The following is a 19,082-nucleotide window of genomic DNA, read 5'->3' on the forward strand; positions in this document are numbered from 1 at the left end:
CCTGTGGGCATGAATTATATAGATGCCGGGATGTTAAAGAATGCATTTCTGGCTGGAGCAAAGGGCCTGGAGGCCAACAAGGAATGGATCAATGAGCTGAACGTATTTCCTGTTCCAGATGGAGATACCGGTACGAACATGACGATGACGATTCTGTCAGCCGCCAGAGAAGTGGCAGCCGTTGAAAATCCGACGATGGAGGCGCTGGCGAGAGCGATTTCCTCCGGTTCCCTGCGTGGCGCACGAGGCAATTCCGGCGTTATCCTTTCACAGCTCTTCCGCGGATTTACGAAAGAGATTAAGACGGTAGATGTCATTACGACGAGTGTTCTCTCAGACGCATTTAACCGTGCGACGGAGACAGCTTATAAGGCAGTTATGAAGCCGAAGGAAGGTACGATTCTGACGGTTGCCAAGGGAATGGCGGATAAAGCGGCAGAACTGGCACCGCAGACCGAGGACGTACTTGAATTTTCAGAGAAAGTATTGGAGTACGGCGAATATGTTTTAAGCCAGACACCGGAGATGCTTCCGGTTCTGAAAGAGGCAGGTGTAGTGGATTCTGGCGGACAGGGTCTGATTCAGGTTATCAAGGGCTGTATTGAGGGCTTAAAAGGAAAAGTCGTGGATATCGACGCGGCAGTTACTCCGTCTGTATCGGGAAATGGAGCGGCAAAAACAGCAACAGGCGCCGGAAGCACGCAGGCAGCGGATATCCGTTTTGGTTATTGTACGGAATTTATTATCAATGCAGAAAAACCGGCGGATGAGACGACAGAGCAGGAACTGAAAGATTATCTGAGCACGATCGGCGACTCCCTGGTAGTTGTGGCAGATGATGATATTGTCAAGATTCACGTTCATACAAACGATCCAGGTCTGGCGATTCAGAAAGCACTGACCTACGGTTCCCTGTCCCGCATCAAGATTGACAATATGCGTGAGGAACATCAGGAGAAACTGATCAAAGATTCCGAACGTCTGGCGGCACAGCAGAAGGCAGAAGAGGAAGCCAAAGAGAAGAAGGAAGAACCACGCAAGAAATATGGATTTATCGCCGTATCGGTCGGAGAAGGTCTTTCTGAGATTTTCAAGGGTATCGGCGCTGACTATATCATCGAGGGCGGACAAACGATGAATCCGAGTACGGAGGATATGCTGGAAGCAATCGAAAAAGTCCATGCCGAGACAGTTTACATTCTGCCGAACAATAAAAATATTATTCTGGCGGCAGAGCAGGCAAAGAGCCTGTCAGAAGATACCAAGGTATATGTAGTTCCGTCCAAGACGGTTCCGCAGGGTATCACGGCGCTGATTAATTTTGCTCCGGATCTGACGGCGGAAGAAAATATGGAACAGATGACCGAGGAGATGAGTCACGTTAAGACCGGTCAGATTACCTACGCAGTCCGCAATACATCGATCGATGGTATGGAGATCGCAGAGGGCGATATCATGGGGATCGGCGACAGCGGCATGCTGGCAGTTGGCAAGAATATCGAGGAGACCGCGATGGAGTCACTTCGTAAGATGGTAGATGATGAGTCTGAGCTTGTGACGATCTATTATGGTGAGGATGTCACGGAAGAGGACGCAGAGGCATTCTGTGAGAAAGCCCGCAAAGAATTTACATCCTGCGAATTTGAATGCCAGAATGGCGGGCAGCCGATTTACTATTATATGATTTCGGTAGAGTAGATTTAGGTCGTTTAAAGTGATTGAAATGCGTTAAATGAATCTGCACTATTGGCTGAGAAAATGCAGATAACGAGAAAATGAATTTTCTATGTGATGGCGCAGATAAAACATTTGACGTATAAAACAAAATAATTCATAAGTATGAAATGAGGCAGGTCAGGGGAGAGATCCCTGCGTCCTGCCTCTCTTTCATTCCAATGTATTCCCGGATTTTTTGTCCGGTAACTGTCCGCGTGGCTGATTTTCCGGAGAATATTCTGAAAAGCAGGAGGAGATAAATGGAACAGCAGAATATAACCGCTGTTAAGGGCATCGGTGAAAAGACGGCAAAGTTATTTCAAAAAATAGGCGTGGAAACGGTGGAAGAACTGCTCCATTATTATCCGCGTGCTTATGATGAGTTTAAGGAACCGCAGCCGATCTCGGAACTGAAGGAGGATACGATCGCGGCAGTCGGCGGAATCCTGGCAAAAACGGCGGATGTGGTGCGGTATGGAACGCGCCTGCAGGTTACGACGGCTGGATTGCGGGACAGCGGAGGCACACTGGCGCTGGCATGGTACAATATGCCCTATTTGCGCGGGACGCTCAAGGCGGGGGAACGCTTTATTTTCCGTGGCCGTGTGGTAAAAAAACGGGGAAGACTTACGATGGAGCAGCCGGAGATCTACCGCCCGGAACAGTATGCGAAAGTCGTGTCGTCTATGCAGCCGGTTTACGGACAGACGAAGGGACTTGGCAATAAGACGATCGCAAAGGCAGTCACGGAAGCCCTCACGATGCGCCAGATGGAACGGGAATATCTGCCGGCTGGTCTGCGGGAAAAGTACGGATTGGCGGAAATCAACTATGCGCTGGAGCACATCCATTTTCCGGCAAACCGGGAAGAACTGATGTTTTCCCGGAAACGTCTTGTGTTTGATGAATTTTTCATGTTCCTGATGTCAGTGCGCCTGCTCAAAGACAAAAAAGAAGATAAAAAGAGCGTATATCCATTTACGTTTTCTGGGGAAATGGCGTCGGTGGAAGAGCGCCTCCCATATGCTCTGACCGGGGCACAGAAAAAGGTAATCCGGGAGGTGTACGCCGATTTGTCCGGCGGGCATATCATGACCCGATTGATTCAGGGCGACGTTGGTTCGGGTAAGACGATTGTGGCGATTCTGGCGTTGCTGCAGGCGGCGGCAAATGGATATCAGGGGGCGCTGATGGTGCCGACGGAGGTACTGGCGCGCCAGCATTACGAGTCGATGACCGAATTGTTTGCGTCGCTGGGAATCACATATCGTCCGGTGCTTCTGACCGGTTCGATGACAGCAAAGGAAAAACGGCTTGCCAGAGAGTCGATTGAAAATCATGAGGCAGATATCGTGATTGGAACCCACGCGCTGATTCAGGAAAAAGTGGTGTACGACAATCTGGCATTGGTAATCACGGATGAACAGCACCGTTTTGGAGTGGCGCAGCGGGAAATGCTGAGCAAAAAAGGCGGCGAGCCGCATGTGCTTGTCATGAGTGCGACGCCGATCCCGCGGACGCTGGCGATTATTTTATATGGGGATCTTGATATTTCCATCATCGATGAACTTCCGGCAAACCGGCAGCCGATCAAGAACTGTGTCGTGAACCGTGAATTTCGCCCGAATGCCTACCGTTTCATCGAAAATGAAGTCCGCGCCGGCCGTCAGGCATACGTCATCTGCCCGATGGTCGAGCCGAGCGAGATGCTGGAGGCAGAGAACGTCATCGATTATACCGAAGAGCTGCGCCGCGCCCTGTCCCCGTCGATCCGGGTGGAATATCTGCACGGAAAGATGAAGGGAAAAGAAAAAAATGCGATCATGGAAGCATTTGCGGCAAATGAGATTCATGTGCTGGTATCCACCACGGTCATCGAGGTCGGAATCAATGTCCCGAATGCCACCGTTATGATGATCGAAAATGCCGAGCGCTTCGGACTGGCGCAGCTCCATCAGCTCCGCGGCCGTGTCGGTCGAGGAAAAGATCAGTCCTACTGCATCATGGTCAACGCCTCCGGCGAAGAAGACGCCGGAAAGCGGTTGGGTATTCTCAATAAGTCAAATGACGGCTTCTACATCGCCTCCGAAGACTTAAAACTGCGCGGTCCCGGAGACCTCTTCGGCGTCCGCCAGAGCGGTGATCTCGAATTCCATTTAGCGGATATATTTGCAGATGCAGATATATTGAAGGCAGTTTCGGACGAAGTGAAGAAATTAATGGATAAAGATCCGCTGTTGGAGGCGGAGGAGAATCAGGAGCTGAAACGGAAGATGAATGGGTATTTGGAGAGAGGTTGGGAGAAGGTGAATTTGTGATGGGGATGGATTGAATTGCAAATCGCGGTTTGAGTAGATTAATTAGAAAAAGCTCCTGCATACACAGAATGAACATTCATCTGTGTATGCAGGAGTTTTTTGAAATTTCCAGCCGTTTATCAGCCGTCAATTCTCATTACATCTGTCCCTCGTTATACCGCTTAATCAGCTTCTGGATCTTCGCCGTCGGTGTCAGTGCGTTCTCCAGAGATACGTTATGGTTCAGGGAGTTGATGATTGCAGCGATAAACTTGCTCATATCAGCTTCTACATACCAGTCACGTTTAAGAAGTTCCGGCGTGTGGTAGTTTAAGTTGGTGGTTACGACGCAGTCGAGGTAACCTTTTGCGAAAAATTCGTCGAATTTCTCAAGTCCGTTGGTGAACAGACCGAAGGTAGCGCATACAACGACGCGTTTTGCCTTGCGCTCTTTGAGGGCGCGGCAGGTGTCCAGCATGCTCTCGCCGGAGGAGATCATGTCATCGATGATGAGAACGGTCTTTCCTTCAACGGAAGAACCTAAGAACTCATGGGCAACGATCGGGTTACGTCCATTGACAACACGGGAGTAATCGCGGCGTTTGTAGAACATACCCATGTCAACACCCAGGTTGTTTGCCAGATATACGGCGCGGGACATAGCGCCCTCGTCCGGGCTGATAACCATCAGGTTGTCCTTGTCGATCTTTAAGGTTTTGTCATGGTTCAGTAATGCCTTGATAAACTGGTAGGTCGGCATGAAATTATCAAAACCGCTTAACGGAATGGAGTTCTGTACACGCGGGTCATGTGCATCGAAGGTAATGATGTTGCTTACGCCCATCTGAATCAGTTCTTCGAGCATCATCGCGCAGTCAAGGGATTCACGACCGCTGCGCTTGTGCTGGCGTCCTTCATATAAGAACGGCATGATAACATTGACACGATGTGCGGTAGCAATGGATGCGCCGATGATACGTTTTAAATCCTGATAATGGTCGTCCGGGGACATATGATTGGTAAATCCGCTCATTTTGTAGGTCAGGCTGTAGTTGGTTACATCGACCATGGCGTAAATATCGGTACCACGGACAGACTCATTGACGATGCCTTTTGCTTCACCGCTTCCGAAACGCGGGCACGCGCAGTCAAGCATGTAGGAATCAGCATCATAGCCGCGGTACTGTAAATTTTCCTGACGTTTTTTCAGGACTTCAATATCGTTGCGGCGGAAATTGATAATGTGGGAGTTGACTTTCTCAGCCAGATCCCGGCAGCTCTCCAGTGCGGCAATTTTAAGCGGCGCAACCGGAAGCGTGTCATTAAACACGTAGTCATTCGACATGATTATACCTCCAAACAGTGTAGGTCCTTCGATGCATGCGGGCAGAGCGTACAAGTTTGTCTGCCATTTGCAGGACATAATACAACTACTTTATACCATTTTATGATAAGAAACGTCAATAGCAAATGAGAAAATTACAAAAAAAATCAAATATTTGGCGTGCTTCCCCAAAAATCCACATCTGCGAATCGGAAGCACAACTTTACAAAAAAGCTGATTACTGTTAATATAATACTGGATTCTTAGGGTTTAAAAATATTTGAAATGAGGATTTTATAAATGAAAAAAGGTCATCTGATAAAATCGGTCGATCCGGGCTCGATTGCGGAGGAAATGGAGCTGGAGCCGGGGGACGTCCTTCTGACGATCGATGGAGATGAGATAGAGGATATTTTTGATTATGAATATAAGATAAACAGTGAGGAGATCACGCTGCTGGTCCGCAAGAAGAACGGCGAGGAGTGGGAACTGGATATCGTAAATGAGTATCAGGATCTGGGGATTACCTTTGAAAATGGTCTGATGAGCGATTATCGTTCCTGCAGGAATAAGTGCATCTTCTGTTTCATCGACCAGATGCCGCCGGGCATGCGTGAGACACTGTATTTTAAGGACGATGATTCCAGACTTTCGTTCCTGCAGGGCAACTATATCACGCTGACGAATATGAAGGATAAGGATATTGAGCGGATTATCCGGTTTAAGCTGGCGCCGATCAATATTTCAGTGCAGACGACAAATCCGGAGCTGCGCTGCAAGATGCTTCATAACCGTTTTGCCGGTGAGGCACTCCAGAAAATCGACCGCCTGTATGAGGCGGATATCCCGATGAATGGTCAGATCGTTTTATGCCGGGGCGTCAATGACGGGGCGGAGTTAGACCGTTCGATCCGTGATCTGACGAAATACATTCCGGCGATGCAGAGCGTTTCGGTCGTGCCGGTCGGTCTCTCGAAGTACCGCGATGGTCTGTATCCGCTTGAGCCGTTTACACCGGAGCAGTTGGGCGATACCATTGATTTGATAGAGAAATGGCAGAAGAAGATCTATGCGGAACACGGTATTCACTTCATTCACGCCAGCGATGAGTTTTACATGGGCGCCGGGCGCCCACTTCCGGAAGCGGATCGCTATGATGGCTATATCCAGCTGGAAAATGGGGTCGGCATGATTCGCCTGATGGAGGAGGAGATAGCCGAGGCGCTGGAGCAGCTGCATCCGGGAGAGGCTGGCGAGGTGTGCCCGGAGGAGATTTCGATTGCAACGGGACGGCTGGCTGCCCCGTATATTGAGCAGTATGTAGAGCGCGTGTGCCGCCAGTTCCCGGGGAAAAAGGTACATGTATATGCGATCCGCAATGACTTCTTTGGCGAGCGGATCACGGTGGCGGGGCTGATCACGGCAAAGGATCTGATTGCACAGTTAAAGGAACAGCCGCTTGGCAGCCGCCTGCTGCTTCCGATCGCCATGTTCCGAAGCGGCGAGGAGACATTTCTGGATGATCTGACCCGCACGGATGTACAAAATGCTTTACAAGTTCCGGTGGATATTGTAAAATCAAGCGGACGCGATTTTGTGGAAGCAATTCTGGCTCCTGTGAAGGAGGAAAGCTCCAGGCATGGCGAGTATGAGCCGGATCCGGAGGAATTTGTCGCTCAGATGGATGATAACTGGCAGGAAGAAGATCTGGATGGCGTACAGGTGTACGCATATGAGCCGGAAGACCTGGATTAGGATGCCCCGGACGAAGTCGTTTGTTTTGAAGAGGAAGACTCAGATCGGGAGGATGAGAAAGAAACGTGATGGCTGGAAATACAGTGGAAAACGTGCTTTCGGACACACAGAAAGAAAGCGTCTGGATGTGGAATGCATCACAATGAATGAAACAAGTAACTGGACAATAAAAATAGCAGCTGTGGATTTACAAACCAGCTGCGGAGCATGAAAATAAATGGAGGCATAAATATGAAAAAGAAACCGGTGGTGGCGGTCGTTGGACGTCCAAACGTGGGAAAATCCACCCTTTTCAACGTCCTTGCGGGCGATATGATTTCGATTGTAAAAGATACTCCAGGTGTAACGCGTGACCGTATTTACGCGGACTGTACCTGGTTAGACCATTCTTTTACCCTGATCGATACTGGCGGTATTGAGCCGGATACGAAGGATATTATCCTGTCCCAGATGCGTGAGCAGGCGGAGATCGCGATCGCGACGGCGGATGTGATCCTGTTTATCGTAGATGTGCGTCAGGGCATGACCGATTCGGATTCCAAGGTGGCGGATATGCTGCGTAAATCGAGAAAACCGGTTGTTCTGGCGGTCAATAAAGTAGACAATCCGGCGAAATTTGGCAATGACGTCTATGAGTTCTACAACCTCGGTATCGGTGATCCGGTAGCGATCTCGGCAGCCTCCCGTCTGGGACTGGGCGATCTGCTGGATGCAGTCGTGGCACATTTCCCGGAGGGAAGCGGCGACGAGGAAGAGGATGACCGTCCGAGAGTGGCGATTGTCGGAAAACCAAACGTAGGTAAATCTTCTATTATAAATAAGCTTCTGGGCGAGAACCGCGTCATCGTATCGGATATCGCCGGTACGACCCGCGATGCAGTCGATACAGAGATTGTCCGCAACGGTACCGAGTATGTCTTTATCGATACGGCAGGTCTGCGCCGCAAGAGCAAGATCAAGGAGGAGCTGGAGCGCTACAGCATCATCCGTACCGTAACGGCGGTTGAGAGAGCGGATGTGGTTCTGATGGTCATCGACGCGAAAGAGGGAGTAACCGAGCAGGATGCAAAGATTGCCGGTATCGCACATGAGCGTGGAAAAGGTATTATCATCGTGGTAAATAAATGGGATGCGATCGATAAGACCGATAAGACTATTTATGAGTACACCAATAAGATTAAGACCGTTCTGTCCTTTATTCCGTATGCGGAGTTCGTGTTCGTATCCGCACTGACCGGACAGCGTATGAATAAGCTGTTTGAGATGATCGACATGGTGCGCGAAAATCAGACACTGCGTATTGCAACCGGCGTTCTCAATGAGATCCTGGCAGAGGCAGTGGCACTGCAGCAGCCGCCGTCTGACAAGGGCAAGCGTTTAAAGCTCTACTATATGACACAGGTAGCGGTCAAACCGCCGACATTCGTTGTGTTTGTCAATGATAAGGAACTGATGCATTTCTCATATACACGGTATCTCGAGAACAAGATCCGTGACGCATTCGGATTCAAGGGAACTTCCTTAAAATTCCTGATCCGCGAGAGAAAGGGGAAGGATCAATAATGGAACGTCTCATCTGTATTGTGATTGGCTATATCTTTGGTCTGATCCAGTCCGGCTATCTGTATGGAAAGGCGAATCATATGGATATCCGCCAGTACGGCAGCGGAAATGCCGGTTCTACGAACGTCCTGCGTGTGATGGGAAAGAAAGCGGGCGCGATCGTATTTTTAGGGGACTTTTTCAAGGCGGTGTTTGCAATGGCAGTCTGCCGTCTGCTGTTTAAGGGAAATGCGGACGTGGATCTTCTTGCATTGTATGCGGGTCTGGGAGTCACACTCGGTCACAATTTCCCGTTTTACCTGAAATTCAAGGGTGGCAAGGGAATTGCCTGCATGGCGGGCATCATGACAGCGATGGATCTGCGGATTACGCTGACCTGTTTCGTGATTTTCTCCGTGACGGTGTTCCTGACCCGCTATGTATCGCTTGGTTCGATTCTTGTGTCGCTCACCTTTTTTGCAGAGCTTGTGATCTTTGAGAGCATGGGTTCCTACCGGGTAAGCACGCCGAACCGCATCCAGTTCTATGCACTGGGCGCGATCCTGATGTGCATGGCGATCTGGCGCCATCGGAGCAATATTGGGCGTCTGTTGTCCGGCACAGAAAACAAACTGGGCGCGAAGAAATCATGAGAGAAGAAGAGAGAAAAGCAGGTCGGGAGGTATCAGGATGGCAGCAGTAGGAATTATCGGAGCCGGAACCTGGGGCACAGCCTGGCGGTGCTTCTGAACAATAATGGACACGATGTGACAATCTGGTCGGCATTTGATACAGAGATCCAGGAAATGAGCCGCACCAGACGGCACAAAAATCTGCCGGAGGTTGTACTTCCGGATCAGATCCAGATGACAGCGGATCTGCGCACCGCGATGGCGGAGAAGGATATGCTGATTATGGCGGTTCCGTCCGTCTATGTCCGCAGTACGGCGGCGAAGATGAAGGAATACCTGCGTTACGGTCAGATTGTCGTGGATGTGGCGAAGGGAATCGAGGAGCAGAGTCTTATGACGATGTCACAGGTCATCGAGGAGGAACTTCCGCTGGCGGAGGTAGCCGTCCTTTCCGGACCGAGCCATGCCGAGGAGGTGAGCCGGGGACTTCCGACTACCTGTGTGGCAGCGGCGCACCGCAAAAAGACTGCCGAGTTCATGCAGAGTGTGTTCATGAGTCCGGTGTTCCGCATTTACACCAGCCCGGACATGCTGGGCGTCGAGATTGGTGCGGCTCTTAAAAATGTCATTGCGCTGGCAGCCGGTACAGCGGATGGGCTGGGATGCGGCGATAACACGAAGGCGGCGCTGATCACCCGCGGAATTGCGGAGATTGCCCGTCTGGGTATTGCAATGGGCGGAAAACAGCAGACCTTCTACGGATTATCCGGCATCGGTGATTTGATCGTAACCTGTGCGAGCATGCACAGCCGCAACCGCCGGGCGGGGATCCTGATTGGAAAGGGATATACGATGGATGAGGCGATGAAGGAAGTGCAGATGGTTGTCGAGGGCGTTTATTCTGCGAAAGCCGGTCTTCTGCTGGCGCAGAAATACGGCTGCGATATGCCGATCGTTTCCCAGGTCAATCAGGTGCTGTTTGACGGAAAATCTCCGAAAGAGGCGCTGGCGGATCTGATGATGCGCGATCCGCGGATCGAATCGAGCGATCTTCCGTGGGAAGGATAATTCAGGCGGTAGCCGTTTTTCTGAATTTGAGTGATTAAATTCGGGAAAATAGCAATGAGATCTACTATGTTTTTCTGGAAAATGCAGGTGTCCACGTCAGGTGGACAAAAGCTTATAAAAGTGTTTGCTATAACCTGTAAGAATACTTAATATAACTACGAGATCTGGAAAAGAGAGAATTTAGCGAAAAAAAAACGAAAATCCGCTAAATTCCCTCTTTTTTAAGTGGTTTTTGTATTGACAATTAGAGGGGTAAAATTTATAATTGCCTCATTCAAATAGTTGTTGTATTCCATTGCAGCATAGAATTGGAGGAGAATATTATGAAAAAAAGAGTAGTTAGTCTTGGACTTGCAGCCATGATGGCGATGTCTATGACCGCTTGCGGTGGCTCTGGAAATGCGAGCACTTCTGAATCAGCAGCAGAAGACGCACAGGGCGCAGAGGGAGCTGACGGCGAAGTATTTAAAATCGGCGGCATCGGACCGATCACCGGTGCGGCTGGCGCTTACGGCGAGGCTGTAAAGAATGGTACTGAGCTGGCAATCAATGAGATCAACGAGGCTGGCGGTATCAATGGTTACCAGGTAGCGTTCAACTTCCAGGATGATGAGAATGATCCGGAGAAGGCGATCAACGCATACAATACCTTAAAAGATTGGAACATGCAGATGCTTCTTGGTACCGTTACTTCCAAGCCGTGTATCGCAGTTGTAGCAGAGACAGCATCAGATAACCTGTTCCAGCTGACTCCGTCCGGATCTGCTGTTGAGAGTATTTCCGGCGACAACGCATTCCGCGTATGCTATTCTGATCCGGATCAGGGACGTGCATCCGCTCAGTACATCGGCGAGCACAAACTGGCAACCAAGATCGCTATCATCTACGACAGCTCCAGCGAGTACTCCGATGGTATCCGCGAGTCCTTCGTAGCAGAGGCCCCGAATCAGGGTCTGGAGGTAGTAGCCAGCGAGGCATTTACATCTGATAACAATACCGATTTCTCCGTACAGCTTGATAAAGCAAAAGAGTCCGGCGCTGATCTGGTATTCCTGCCGATCTACTATCAGGAGGCATCTGTTATCCTGAAACAGGCAAACGATAAAGATTTCCATCCGCAGTTCTTCGGCTGTGATGGTATGGACGGTATCCTGAGCGTTGATGGCTTTGATAAGTCCTTAGCAGAAGGTCTGATGCTTCTGACTCCGTTCTCCGTAGACGAGGAGTCCAGCCAGGACTTCGTAACTGCTTATCGTGATGCTTACGGCATCGACCCGCTTCAGTTCGCAGCAGATGCTTACGACGGCGTATATGCAATTAAGGCAGCTGCAGAGAAGGCAGAGATCACACCGGATATGAGCACTTCCGATATCTGCGATGCACTGAAAACAGCTATGACTGAGATCCAGATCGATGGTCTGACCGGTACAGAGATGCACTGGACGGCAGAAGGCGAGCCGCAGAAAGCGCCGAAAGCTGTAGAGATCAAAGACGGCAAATATGAGATGATGCAGTAATTAAAAATTTAAAAACTTCAGAACCGTTGCGGCTATATGTATGTAGCTCTGATGGGACTGTTACTGGATGTCCGGTGGCACAGATGGCTGCCGGGCATTTAGTAACAGCTTTCTTTTTAAAACGGTTCACTGCACATGCTTGCCTGCGACGACTGGGTGTTTGCTTTCTGCGGACTGCGAGACGGTCATGTTTGTTCTGCTAAATTCGGTCACAGGTAAACATGTGCAGCGAAATGCGTGTACAGGGAAATGCGAAAACGTAGAAACAAAGAGGTAGGTGTATACATATGAGTTTTCTTTCTTATTTAATCAATGGCATCAGTCTGGGAAGTGTCTATGCGATCATTGCACTGGGCTACACCATGGTTTATGGCATCGCGCGTATGCTGAACTTCGCACACGGCGATATCATCATGGTAGGCGGTTTCACAGTGTTTACGATTGTCACAACGATGGGCGGTTCTCCGGTTGTGGGTATTCTGGCTTCGGTGGTTGTGTGTACAGTGCTGGGCGTTACCATCGAGCGAGTTGCATACAGACCGTTGCGTGACGCGTCCCCGCTGGCAGTTCTGATCACCGCGATCGGTGTCAGTTATCTGCTCCAGAACGTGGCGCTTCTGATTTTTGGTTCCAATGCGAGACAGTTTACATCAGTTATTACTGTACCGGCATTAAAGCTGGCTGGCGGCAAGCTTTCGATCTCCAGTGTCACGATCGTGACGATTTTAAGCTGTATCGTGATTATGGCTGCCCTGATGGCATTTATCAATAAGACGAAAATGGGACAGGCGATGCTGGCGGTTTCTGAGGATCGCGGTGCGGCAACCTTGATGGGTATCAATGTAAACCGCACGATCTCCGTAACCTTTGCGATTGGTTCCGCTCTGGCGGCAGTAGCAGGCGTGCTGCTCTGCTCGGCGTACCCGTCCCTGTCTCCGTACACCGGTTCCATGCCGGGCATCAAGGCATTCGTGGCAGCGGTATTTGGCGGTATCGGTTCGATCCCGGGCGCATTTATCGGCGGTATCCTGCTTGGTATCATTGAAAACCTTGCCAAGGCGTATATTTCCTCCCAGCTTTCTGACGCGATCGTATTCTCTGTCCTGATTATCGTGCTTCTGGTCCGCCCGACCGGTATTCTCGGCAAGAAGATGACGGAGAAAGTATAATAGAGAAAATTATACGATGGTTCATGCCGGGGACTTTTGAAACGGAAAGTGCCGTGTGAAAACAAGATGGTGCATGAACTGCAATAAGCAAGAGAAAGTGCAGGTGTTTAAAATGAACGCATATAAAAATAAAATTCGGATTCAGAATGCGATCACGTATGCGATTGTAATCGGCTGTTACATTCTGATTCAGATTATGATGGCAGGCGGCCATGTAAACAGTCTTTTAAAGGGTATTCTGGTTCCACTTTGTACCTATACGATTTTGGCGGTTTCCTTAAACCTCACGGTTGGTATCCTCGGCGAGCTGAGTCTGGGTCATGCCGGATTCATGTGTGCGGGTGCGTTTTCAGGTGCATTTTTTAATCATGCCATGAAAAATCTGATCGCAAGCAATCAGGTACGCTTCATTCTGGCGCTCTTTGTCGGTGCGGCGGTAGCGGCGGTATTTGGTATCCTCATCGGTATTCCGGTTCTGCGTCTGAAAGGAGACTATCTGGCGATTGTAACGCTGGCATTCGGTGAGATCGTTAAAAATATTATCAATGTTCTGTACGTCGGTATCGACGGAAACGGCATCCATGTTTCCATGAAAGACGTAGCTTCCTTAAAGCTGGCAGCGGACGGTCAGGTGATCATTAAGGGGGCGCAGGGTATCACAGGTACACCGAAGACGGCGACCTTTACGATCGGCATTATCCTGGTGCTCCTGACCCTGTTTATTGTATTGAATATCATCAATTCCCGGACAGGTCGTGCGATCATGGCGATCCGCGATAACCGTATTGCGGCAGAGTCCGTGGGTATCAATATCACGAAATACAAACTGATGGCATTTACCATCTCTGCTTCCTTAGCCGGTGTGGCAGGCGTTCTGTACGCACACAACCTGGCAACGCTGGCAGCGACCCCGAAGAGCTTCGGTTATAATATGTCCATTATGATCCTTGTATTTGTGGTTCTGGGCGGCATCGGAAATATCCGTGGTTCCATGATCGCGGCGGTTATCTTAACCCTGCTTCCGGAGATGCTTCGAAGCCTCAATAATTACCGTATGCTGATTTACGCGGTCGTCCTGATTGCAATGATGCTTTTGACCTCCAGCCCGAAGGCGATCGAGGTCCGCGAGCGCATCTTTTCATCATTCCGGAAAAAGAAGACAGAAGGGGAGGCGTAAATCATGGCAATGCTGGATGTAAAAAATTTAAGTATTTCTTTTGGCGGTCTGAAAGCGGTCGATGATTTCAGCATCACGATAGAAAAAGGACAGCTCTACGGCCTGATCGGACCGAACGGCGCTGGTAAAACGACTATTTTCAACCTTTTGACGGGCGTGTACAAGCCGGATGGTGGACGGATTCTGCTGGATGGAAAGGACATTACCGGTCACAAGGCAATCCAGATCAATCAGGCAGGCATCGCGAGAACCTTCCAGAATATCCGTCTGTTCAAGGAGCTGAGCGTGCTTGACAATGTAAAGGTTGGTCTTCACAACCATCATAAATATTCTACGCTGAGCGGCATTCTGCGTCTTCCGTCCTATTACAAGGTTGAGAAAGAGATGGATGAGCGCGCAATGGAGCTTTTGAAGGTGTTTGACCTCGACAAAGAGTTTGATTATAAGGCATCGAACCTCCCATACGGCAAGCAGAGAAAGCTGGAGATCGCCAGAGCGCTGGCGACCGAGCCGAAGCTTCTGCTTCTTGACGAGCCGGCAGCCGGCATGAACCCGAATGAGACGGCAGAGCTGATGAAGACGATCCGTTTCGTGCGCGATCATTTTGATATGACCGTACTTCTCATTGAGCATGATATGAAGCTGGTCTCCGGTATCTGCGAGCGCCTGACGGTCTTAAACTTCGGTCATATGCTGGCAGAGGGACCGACCAGCGAAGTACTCAGCAATCCAGAAGTTATCAAAGCATATCTGGGAGAATAGGGGGAAGTTTCGTATGTCAATGCTGGAAGTAAAAGATTTACAGGTATATTATGGTGTGATACAGGCACTCAAGGGAATTTCCTTTGAGGTAGAACAGGGCGATGTGGTAGCGCTGATCGGTGCCAACGGAGCCGGAAAGACGACGACGCTTCACACGATCACGGGTCTGCTGCCGTCCAAGGCAGGCAATATCACATTTGAGGGAACGGATATTACCCATGTACCGGGCTATAAGCTGGTATCAATGGGAATCGCCCACGTGCCGGAGGGGCGCCGTGTGTTCGCTTCCCTGACGGTTCTCCAGAACCTGAAAATGGGTGCGTATACAAGAAATGACAAGAAGGAAATTGAAGATACGATCGAAATGATTTACAAGCGTTTCCCGCGTCTGAAAGAGCGCAAGAACCAGCTTGCCGGAACTTTGTCCGGCGGCGAGCAGCAGATGCTTGCGATGGGACGCGCCCTCATGAGTCACCCGCGCCTGATCGTTCTCGACGAGCCGTCGATGGGTCTGTCCCCACTCTATGTTAATGAGATTTTCGATATTATCCAGGAAATCAACAAGGACGGCGTGACTGTTCTTCTGGTCGAGCAGAATGCGAAAAAAGCGCTCTCCATTTCCAACAAAGCATATGTGCTTGAGACGGGCAATATCGTTCTGAGCGGTGATGCGAAAGAACTGATGAATAATGAGAGAGTGAAGAAGGCTTATCTGAGCGAATAAAAATGTTCTGTGAGCCGGAGCTTTCCAAATGGGAATATTCATAACCCCCTTATGGTCTGAATACATTGTATCAGCAGACCAAGGGGGTATTTTTATGGATCATTTTAATGTATACAGCGATATCCAGGCGCGAACCGGCGGCGAGATCTATATTGGGGTGGTTGGTCCGGTTCGGACAGGGAAATCGACCTTTATTAAGCGCTTTATGGAACTTCTCGTCCTTCCGGGGCTGGAAGATGTCCATGCCCGCGAGCGCGCCCGGGATGAACTTCCCCAGTCTTCGGCGGGGAAAACGATCATGACAACGGAACCGAAATTTATCCCTAAAGAGGCGGCAAAGCTCTCGCTTGGGGACGGTGTGGAGGTGCGGGTCCGCCTGATCGACTGCGTCGGTTTCATGGTGGAGGGCGCTGCCGGTCATATTGAAAACGAGAAAGAACGCATGGTGCGGACGCCGTGGTATGAGGAGGAGATCCCATTTACAGCGGCAGCCGAGCTGGGAACGCGCAAGGTCATCACGGATCATTCGACGATCGGGCTTGTGGTTACGGCGGACGGCAGTTTCGGGGAGTTGAAACGGGAGAATTATGTTCCGGCGGAAGAGAAGACCGTGCAGGAACTGAAAAAACTGGGAAAGCCGTTTCTGGTGCTTTTAAACTCGCAGAAACCGTATTCGGAGGAGACGCGGGCGCTGGCAGCCCGGATGACCGAAAAATATGAGGTGCAGGTGCTCCCAGTCAACTGTGAGCAGCTGCGTGCCGAGGATATCCGGGAGATTCTGGGGCAGGTGCTTCTGGAATTCCCAGTCACGGAGATTGATTTTTCGATTCCGAAATGGCTGGAGATTCTGCCAAACAGTCATTGGCTTAAATCGGAGGTCATACAGGCAGTCCGGGGGATGATGGATCGGACGGTACATATGCGCGATGTGGCGTTGGCGCTGCCGGAGGAAACCGGGGAAGCGATCCGTCGGATCCGGATTGTATCAATGAAAATGGATGATGGCAGCGTTCAGGCGGTGGTCGAGCTGGACGACGGGCATTATTATCAGATCCTCAGCGAGTATGTGGGAATGCCGATCGAGGGCGAGTACCAGCTGATGCAGACCTTGAAGCGGTTGGCGTCGATGCAGAGCGAGTATGAAAAGGCATCCGTGGCGCTCACGCAGGCGCGCAAGAAGGGCTATGGGGTTGTCACGCCGGAACGCGGGGAGATCGTCCTCGATGAGCGCAGGTGGTGCGCCACGGCAATAAATATGGAGTCAAAATGAAAGCGCAGGCGCCGTCCATCAATCTCATCAAGCGCAGATTGAGACTGAGATTGCGCCGATTGTGGGAAATGAACAGCAGGCAGAGGATTTGATCCGATACATCCGGGAGAATGCTGGAAAAGGTGAGGAAGGCATCTGGGAAACCAATATTTTTGGAAAATCAATCGCCCAGATCGTCGATGACGGGATTCAGGCGAAGATCTCCCAGCTCACTGAGGACTGCCAGGTGAAGCTGCAGGATACGCTGCAGAAAATCATCAATGACAGCAATGGGGATGATCTGTATTATTATATAATAGAATAGGTCTGGCTCTTGTTGGGAAAATGGTGCGTTGTCTGGAATGGGAATGTGGGACAGATAAGGTGATTTTATGAAAATTTTATCGAAACTTTATCGGGGAAATTGCAAAATTGTCAGAAATCAGTTATAATGAGGCTAATAGCAAAAACACTTTCCGCAAGGGGTATGCGGAAACACAAACGACAGAACAGGGGGCTGATTTTATGAGGCTTACATTTATCGGTGCGGATCATGAGGTTACAGGCAGCTGTCATTTTCTGGAGGCATGCGGGCTGAATATTCTGATTGACTGCGGTATGGAACAGGGGATCAACAAGTATGAAAATGCAGAACTTCCGATTCCGTATTCGGATGTGGACTATGTGTTGGTGACGCACGCCCATATCGATCATGTGGGATTGCTTCCACTTATCTATGCGAGGGGATTCCGCGGACAGATTATGGCGACGCGCGCGACCTGCGATCTGTGTGATATCATGCTGAAAGATTGCGCCCATATCCAGGAGTCAGAAGCGGAGTGGAAAAACCGGAAAGCCATGCGTGCCGGAAAACCGGAGGTGACACCGATTTACACGATGAACGATGCAGAAGGGGTACTGCATCACTTTGTCCCCTGCAATTACAATGAGATCATCCGTCTGAATGACAATCTGGAGATTCGGTTTGTCGATGTGGGACATCTGCTTGGTTCGGCTTCGATCGAGATCTGGATGAAGGAAGACGATTGTTCCAAGAAGATTGTATTTTCAGGTGATATCGGTAACAAAAACAAGCCGCTCATCCGCAGCCCGCAGTACATCCGTCAGGCGGATTATGTTGTCATGGAGAGTACTTACGGCGGTCGGTTCCACAAGAATACAGGCGATCACGTGGAAGAATTTGCCCGCGTGATTCAGGAGACGCTGGATAAGGGCGGCAATGTCGTGATCCCGGCATTTGCGGTCGGCAGAACGCAGGAAGTGTTGAATTACATCCGTATTATCAAGGAGAAAAATCTTGTAACCGGGCACGGCGTATTTCCGGTTTACTTAGACAGCCCGATGGCGGTGGAAGCGACCGGCGTATTCAAGGACAATATGATGGATTGCTACAATGAAGAGACGAAGGAGCTGGTAAAAAAGGGCATCAATCCGATTTCTTTCCCGGGTCTGCATCTCTCGATCACCAGCAGCGATTCCGTTGCAATCAACTTCAACGAGGAACCGAAGGTTATCATCTCGGCAGCCGGCATGTGTGATGCGGGCCGTATCCGCCATCATCTGAAACACAACCTCTGGAGACCGGAGTGTACGATTTTGTTTGCTGGCTATCAGGCAGTCGGCACACTGGGACGCAGCATTATTGAGGGACGCGAGGAAGTGAAGCTGTTCGGTGAGTCGATCGAGGTCAAAGCACGGATCGAGAAGATCGAGGGCATCAGCGGCCATGCGGACGAGACCGGGCTTTTGGAGTGGGTTGGCAGTTTTATGGAAAAACCGTCCCAGGTCTTCGTGGTACACGGCGATGACACAGTGTGCGATGCATTTGCAGAGACGGTCAAGGAAACTTACGGCATCAATGCGATGGCTCCGTTCTCCGGCAGTTCCTACGACCTGAAAGAGGGATGCTTCGTGACTGTTACGAAGGGTATTCCGATTCAGAAACCGGCAGTGAACGAAGCAACGAAGAAAGCGGCTGGTGTATTTGCCCGCCTGCTGGCAGCCTGCGACCGCCTGCGCCGTGTTGTTATGCATAACGAGGGCGGGGCGAACAAAGATTTGGCACGTTTTGCCGACCAGATCAACTCGCTCTGCGATAAGTGGGACCGCTAAGCTTCAATAATAGACAT

General features: G+C 50.3%; 13 protein-coding genes and 2 pseudogenes. 14 read left to right on the forward strand and 1 reads right to left on the reverse strand.

Annotation, left to right across the window (positions count from 1 at the left end; genetic code table 11):
* The first annotated feature begins 3 nt into the window (after nucleotides 1-3).
* Nucleotides 4-1,698 (forward strand): DAK2 domain-containing protein, encoded by a 1,695-nt coding sequence (locus DW085_RS03290; protein ID WP_118491344.1) that lies wholly within the window; start codon nucleotides 4-6, stop codon nucleotides 1,696-1,698.
* Nucleotides 1,699-1,976: 278 nt separating this feature from the next.
* A complete protein-coding gene (gene recG, locus DW085_RS03295) occupies nucleotides 1,977-4,034 on the forward strand; it encodes an ATP-dependent DNA helicase RecG (RefSeq protein WP_118491346.1) in 2,058 nt (685 codons plus the stop codon).
* A gap of 136 nt (nucleotides 4,035-4,170) precedes the next feature.
* On the opposite strand, the gene DW085_RS03300 is transcribed toward recG, so the two are convergent.
* Nucleotides 4,171-5,358: a ribose-phosphate pyrophosphokinase gene (locus DW085_RS03300; RefSeq protein ID WP_022359714.1), complete on the reverse strand. Its 1,188-nt coding sequence runs from the start codon at nucleotides 5,356-5,358 to the stop codon at nucleotides 4,171-4,173.
* Between the two features lie 279 nt (nucleotides 5,359-5,637).
* Between DW085_RS03300 and DW085_RS03305 the strand changes: the two genes are divergently transcribed.
* The 12 genes and pseudogenes from DW085_RS03305 to DW085_RS03355 all read left to right on the forward strand — a co-directional run bounded on the left by DW085_RS03305 (nucleotide 5,638) and on the right by DW085_RS03355 (nucleotide 19,065).
* On the forward strand, nucleotides 5,638-7,092 hold the full coding sequence (locus DW085_RS03305) for a DUF512 domain-containing protein (RefSeq protein ID WP_118491348.1): 1,455 nt from the start codon (nucleotides 5,638-5,640) through the stop codon (nucleotides 7,090-7,092).
* Nucleotides 7,093-7,144: 52 nt separating this feature from the next.
* Nucleotides 7,145-7,303: a hypothetical protein gene (locus DW085_RS19035; RefSeq protein WP_182430757.1), complete on the forward strand. Its 159-nt coding sequence runs from the start codon at nucleotides 7,145-7,147 to the stop codon at nucleotides 7,301-7,303.
* A 20-nt stretch (nucleotides 7,304-7,323) separates the two neighbouring features.
* Complete coding sequence (der, locus tag DW085_RS03310) at nucleotides 7,324-8,655, forward strand: ribosome biogenesis GTPase Der (protein WP_118293679.1); 1,332 nt, start codon at nucleotides 7,324-7,326, stop codon at nucleotides 8,653-8,655.
* The gene (gene plsY / locus DW085_RS03315; protein WP_118491350.1) at nucleotides 8,655-9,287 is read left to right on the forward strand and encodes a glycerol-3-phosphate 1-O-acyltransferase PlsY; all 633 of its coding nucleotides are present in this window, start codon (nucleotides 8,655-8,657) and stop codon (nucleotides 9,285-9,287) included. The genes der and plsY overlap by 1 nt, the downstream gene beginning before the upstream one ends.
* Before the next feature lie 37 nt (nucleotides 9,288-9,324).
* A pseudogene (locus tag DW085_RS03320) lies at nucleotides 9,325-10,334 on the forward strand (NAD(P)H-dependent glycerol-3-phosphate dehydrogenase).
* Between the two features lie 323 nt (nucleotides 10,335-10,657).
* A complete protein-coding gene (locus DW085_RS03325) occupies nucleotides 10,658-11,851 on the forward strand; it encodes an ABC transporter substrate-binding protein (RefSeq protein ID WP_118491352.1) in 1,194 nt (397 codons plus the stop codon).
* Between the two features lie 287 nt (nucleotides 11,852-12,138).
* Nucleotides 12,139-13,020, forward strand: coding sequence for a branched-chain amino acid ABC transporter permease (locus tag DW085_RS03330; protein WP_117795313.1), 882 nt, complete (start codon nucleotides 12,139-12,141; stop codon nucleotides 13,018-13,020).
* A gap of 112 nt (nucleotides 13,021-13,132) precedes the next feature.
* Nucleotides 13,133-14,197, forward strand: a complete 1,065-nt coding sequence (locus tag DW085_RS03335) for a branched-chain amino acid ABC transporter permease (protein ID WP_118293682.1) — start codon at nucleotides 13,133-13,135, stop codon at nucleotides 14,195-14,197.
* Nucleotides 14,198-14,200: 3 nt separating this feature from the next.
* A complete protein-coding gene (locus DW085_RS03340; protein WP_022359705.1) occupies nucleotides 14,201-14,959 on the forward strand; it encodes an ABC transporter ATP-binding protein in 759 nt (252 codons plus the stop codon).
* 13 nt (nucleotides 14,960-14,972) lie between these two features.
* Nucleotides 14,973-15,683 carry an ABC transporter ATP-binding protein gene (locus DW085_RS03345; RefSeq protein WP_022359704.1) on the forward strand — a complete coding sequence of 237 codons (711 nt, stop codon included), beginning with the start codon at nucleotides 14,973-14,975 and terminating at the stop codon, nucleotides 15,681-15,683.
* A gap of 94 nt (nucleotides 15,684-15,777) precedes the next feature.
* Nucleotides 15,778-17,249 (forward strand): annotated as a pseudogene (gene spoIVA / locus DW085_RS03350) (stage IV sporulation protein A).
* A gap of 208 nt (nucleotides 17,250-17,457) precedes the next feature.
* The gene (locus DW085_RS03355; RefSeq protein WP_117795317.1) at nucleotides 17,458-19,065 is read left to right on the forward strand and encodes an MBL fold metallo-hydrolase; all 1,608 of its coding nucleotides are present in this window, start codon (nucleotides 17,458-17,460) and stop codon (nucleotides 19,063-19,065) included.
* Nucleotides 19,066-19,082: the final 17 nt, after the last annotated feature.

It is taken from the genome of Clostridium sp. AF50-3 (genome assembly GCF_003477445.1).
Taxonomy (GTDB): domain Bacteria; phylum Bacillota; class Clostridia; order Lachnospirales; family Lachnospiraceae; genus Otoolea; species Otoolea fessa.